Annotated in this window: 4 protein-coding genes; all 4 read right to left on the bottom strand. The window is 71.0% G+C overall.

Annotated elements, in window-relative coordinates; genetic code table 11:
* A partial coding sequence (gene secA, locus TA90_RS07120; RefSeq protein ID WP_043535392.1) for a preprotein translocase subunit SecA occupies positions 1 to 1,980 on the bottom strand: 1,980 nt, incomplete at its 3' end.
* 187 nt (positions 1,981 to 2,167) lie between these two features.
* Positions 2,168 to 2,812 (bottom strand): ribosome hibernation-promoting factor, HPF/YfiA family, encoded by a 645-nt coding sequence (gene hpf / locus TA90_RS07115; RefSeq protein WP_043535390.1) that lies wholly within the window; start codon positions 2,810 to 2,812, stop codon positions 2,168 to 2,170.
* 298 nt (positions 2,813 to 3,110) lie between these two features.
* On the bottom strand, positions 3,111 to 3,740 hold the full coding sequence (locus tag TA90_RS07110) for a ComF family protein (RefSeq protein WP_052450620.1): 630 nt from the start codon (positions 3,738 to 3,740) through the stop codon (positions 3,111 to 3,113).
* Between the two features lie 77 nt (positions 3,741 to 3,817).
* Positions 3,818 to 4,365 (bottom strand): LpqB family beta-propeller domain-containing protein (locus tag TA90_RS07105; RefSeq protein WP_231550692.1); only part of this gene is annotated, 548 nt, incomplete at its 5' end.

Here is a 4,365-nt window from a genome sequence, read left to right as displayed (position 1 = left end):
CTGGGCGTAGACCAGCTCGCGCTGCCCCGTCATCACGTCGTCGTACTTCAGGACGTTCTTGCGGATCTCGAAGTTGCGGGCCTCGACCTGGTGCTGGGCCGAGGCGATGGACCGGGAGACCACCTTGGACTCCAGGGGCATGTCCTCGGGGTAGGCGCCCGACGCCATGATCCGCTGTGCCATGCCCGAGTTGAACAGGCGCATGAGGTCGTCCTCCATGGACAGGTAGAAACGGGACTCACCCGGGTCCCCCTGTCGTCCGGAGCGGCCGCGCAGCTGGTTGTCGATGCGCCTGGACTCGTGGCGCTCCGTGCCCAGCACGTAGAGGCCGCCGGCCTCCCGCACCTCGTCGCGTTCGGCCTCGACCGCGGCCTCCGCCTCGGCCAGCGCCTCGGGCCACGCCTCCCGGTACTCCTCGGCGTTCTCCTTGGGGTCGAGCCCGCGCGCGGCCAGGTTCGCCTGGGCGATGAACTCCGAGTTGCCGCCCAGCATGATGTCGGTACCACGTCCGGCCATGTTGGTGGCGACCGTGACCGCGCCCTTGCGACCGGCCATCGCCACGACCTGGGCCTCGCGGGCGTGCTGCTTGGCGTTGAGGACCTGGTGGGGGACGTGGCGCTCGCGCAGCATCTGCGAGACGAGTTCGGACTTCTCCACCGAGGTGGTGCCGACGAGGACGGGTTGGCCGTTGTCGTGGCGCTCGACGATGTCCTCGATGATCGCGTGGAACTTGCCCTTCTCCGTCGGGTAGACGAGGTCCGGCTGGTCGATGCGCACCATCGGGCGGTTCGTGGGGATCGGGATGACGCCGATCTTGTAGGTCGAGGCGAACTCGGCGGCCTCGGTCTCGGCGGTGCCGGTCATGCCGGCGCGGGAGCCCTCGGGGTAGAGGCGGAAGTAGTTCTGGAGGGTGATCGTGGCGAGTGTCTGGTTCTCCGCCTTGATCTCCACCCCCTCCTTCGCCTCGATGGCCTGGTGCATGCCCTCGTTGTAGCGGCGCCCCGGCAGCACTCGGCCCGTGTGCTCGTCGACGATGAGGACCTCACCCCGGTCGACGATGTAGTCCTTGTCGCGGTGGAAGAGTTCCTTGGCGCGGATGGAGTTGTTGAGGAAGCCGATGAGCGGGGTGTTGGCGGCCTCGTAGAGGTTCTCGACACCGAGCTGGTCCTCGACCTTGTCGATGCCGGGCTCGAGGACGCCGACCGTCTTCTTCTTCTCGTCCACCTCGTAGTCGACGTCGCGCTCCAGGAGGCGCGCGATACGCGCGAACTCCGTGTACCAGCGGTTCACGTCACCGGTGGCGGGCCCGGAGATGATGAGGGGGGTGCGGGCCTCGTCGATGAGGATGGAGTCGACCTCGTCGACGATCACGTAGTTGTGGCCGCGCTGGACCATGTCCTCCACGCGCTGGGCCATGTTGTCACGCAGGTAGTCGAAGCCGAACTCGTTGTTCGTGCCGTAGGTGATGTCGGCCTCGTACTGGCGGCGCCGCTCCGCGGGCTCCTGCCCGGTGAGCACGCAGCCCACGGTCATGCCGAGGAACTCGTAGACGCGGCCCATGAGGTCGGACTGGTACTTGGCGAGGTAGTCGTTGACGGTGACGACGTGGACACCCTTGCCGGTGAGTGCGCGCAGGTAGGAGGGCATCGTGGCGACCAGGGTCTTGCCCTCACCGGTCCTCATCTCGGCGATGTTGCCCAGGTGCAGGGCCGCTCCGCCCATGACCTGGACGTGGAAGGGTCGCTGGCGCAGGGTGCGCCACGCCGCCTCGCGGACGGTGGCGAAGGCCTCGACCTGCAGGTCGTCCAGGGTCTCGCCCTCCTCGAGGCGCCGCCTGAACTCGTCGGTCTTGGCACGCAGTTCCTCGTCGGAGAGCTTCTCGAAGTCCTCCCCGAGGGCGTCGACCTGGTCGGCGATGCGGTCGAGCTTCTTGAGCGTGCGGCCCTCGCCGGCACGGAGGATCTTGTCGATGAGTGACACCGGTGCTCCTGACGTCGTGACCGGGGGACGTCCCCGGACGCGTGCTCCCGGGCACGCGCAGCCACCAGTCTACGGAAGTCCGCCCGCCGGTGCCGCCACTGACACCTCCGCCCGCTCCCGGTCACCACCTCGCGGCAGCGTGAGGGGCCCGGCACCCGTGCCGGGTGCCGGGCCCCTCACCGGACGATCAGACCGCGACCTGCGTGTTCAGGCGGATGACCCCGTAGGTCCAGCCGTGGCGCCGGTAGACGACGCAGGGCTGCTGCGTGTCCTTGTCGACGAAGAGGAAGAACGGGTGCCCGACCAGCTCCATCTGGTCCAGGGCCTCGTCGACCCCCATCGGACGCGCCTCGTGGACCTTCTGGCGCACGACCACCGGGGAGTCCCCGAGCTGTTCCTCGCGCGCCTCACCCGGCTTGAGGTCGGTGGCCGGGCGCAGGGGCGCCTCGCGGACCACCTCCTCCTCGGTCACCTCGTCGACGGGCACCCCGACCTCCCCGGGGACGGAGCCGACCGGGTAGCGACGTCGGTGGTCCTTGGCACGGTCCCGTGCGCGGCGCAGTCGCTCGAAGAGCTTGCCGGCGGCGATGTCGACGGCCGCGTAGCGGTCCGCCGAGGTGGCCTCGGCCCGGATGATCGGCCCCTTCCCGTAGACGGTCAGCTCGATGCGCTCGGCGTTCTCCGCCTGCCGGGGGTTGCGTTCGTGGGTCAGCTCCACGTCCACCCGCTGTGCGCGGGGGTAGAACTGGGTGACCTTGGCGACCTTCTCCTCGACGTAGTCGCGGAAGTTCGGGTGGATCTCGGCATTGCGGGCGACGACGGTGATGTCCATGTGTCCTCCAGGGGAACTCGGCGGGGTACTCCCCGCGTGGTCTGTGCCCGGGCGCTTCGTCGCCCCGGGCGGTGCGCGTGGCTATCACCCCCTGGGTCGGTGCAGCTCGCATGGTGTTTCATCACCACCGGGCCGACCTGATCTCGATGCCCCATCATACGACGTCACAGTGACCGAGGTCATATCGTCCGCCCTGGCACCTGTGCGGGACCCGCGCGCCCGGCCCGGCACAGGGCCGCCGCGGCGACCGTGCCGGGACCACACACCCGGGCGAGTTCCCGCAGGGTGGCCCCCGTGGTCACCACGTCGTCGACGAGGACGACCCCACGTCCGACGGCACCTCGCAGGCCGCCACCATGGCCCCGAGCCGTCCCGAGCGCCGTTGCTCCCCGGAGCGCCCCGACTGCGACCCGACGAAGGCACGCAGCCCCACCGCGGGCACCACCCGCACGCGGGCCCCCGTCCCCACCGCGAGCGCACGCGCCGCACCGTGGGCGATGTCGGGGACCACCATCTGGCCCCGGTGGCGCCTGCGCCACCCCGAGGGTGCGGGGACCACCCAGGTCTCCCGTGCCCCGGCCAGCACCCCGACCGACACGATCCCCTCCCCCAGTGTCCGTCCCGCCCTCGTCAGGAAGTCGGAGAGGTCGACCGCCGGACGGTGTTTGGCCGCCAGGACCACCCCGCGCAGGGCGCCCTCGTACTCCCCCAGCGTCCACAGGCCGAGGTCCCCGTCGCGCGCCGGCCCCTCGAGGACCTCCCAGGCCACGGGTCCCCGGGCGTGGGCCGCGCAGGTGTGGCACAGCACCACGTCCCAGGCCCCGCACCCCACGCACTGCACCGGCAGCGCGAGGCCCAGGAGGGCACCCAGCAGGCCCCGCGCGGACAGGTCCGTCGACGAGGGCGGGGCCGGCTGCTCGGGGTCCATGCCACCCAGCCCAGCCCCCACGCGCGCCGGCGGTCAAGCACACGGGGAACGCCTGTGGACGCGACGCCCTCCCGGCCTCAGCCGGGGAACTCGATCTCCTGGATCTCAGCCGTCACGGGCTGCCAGACCGAACCCGACCTGCTGAGGACGCTGCCGTCGGAGGTCTGGACCTGGACGTTGGCCGAGGTCGCGCCGGCGGTGACGTGCCGGGAGGCCGAGGGCGCGCTGAGCGTCGTGGGCCACCCTCCCAGCGGTACGACCACCAGCTCGGTGCCGCTCTGGGTGTGGCGCAGCGCGACGATCGTCGAGCTCCCCGCCCAGGAGACGTCGAGGACGCCCTCGTCGAGCCCCGGTACGGCCACGGCCGTACCCACCGCCTCCGGCACTCCCGCCGAGTCGCGACGCACGGGTGCCACCCACACGCCGAGCTCGTCACCGATCCGCCGGACGATGACCACCCGTGAACCGTCGGGTGAGACCCGCAGGGCCTCCGGTGTCGAGGAGTCCGTGAAGGGTGAGGCGAGTGAGGCCGTCTGCCCGTCGGCGGACAGCACCGTCCAGGCCGCGCCCGCCTCCTTCGAGGGTGCGGTCCACACCCACCCGAGCCGGTCCACCGAAGGCCAGG

The organism is Actinomyces polynesiensis, from assembly GCF_000820725.1.
Taxonomy (GTDB): Bacteria; Actinomycetota; Actinomycetes; order Actinomycetales; family Actinomycetaceae; genus Pauljensenia; species Pauljensenia polynesiensis.
Note: the sequence above shows the minus strand (reverse complement) of the source record. Positions and strands in the feature narration are given on the sequence as shown.

Coding starts and splice junctions, on each gene's coding strand:
- TA90_RS07110 (WP_052450620.1), bottom strand. CDS start 3,740: ATGGACCCCGAGCAGCCGGCCCCGCCCTCGTCGACGGACCTGTCCGCG.
- hpf (WP_043535390.1), bottom strand. CDS start 2,812: ATGGACATCACCGTCGTCGCCCGCAATGCCGAGATCCACCCGAACTTC.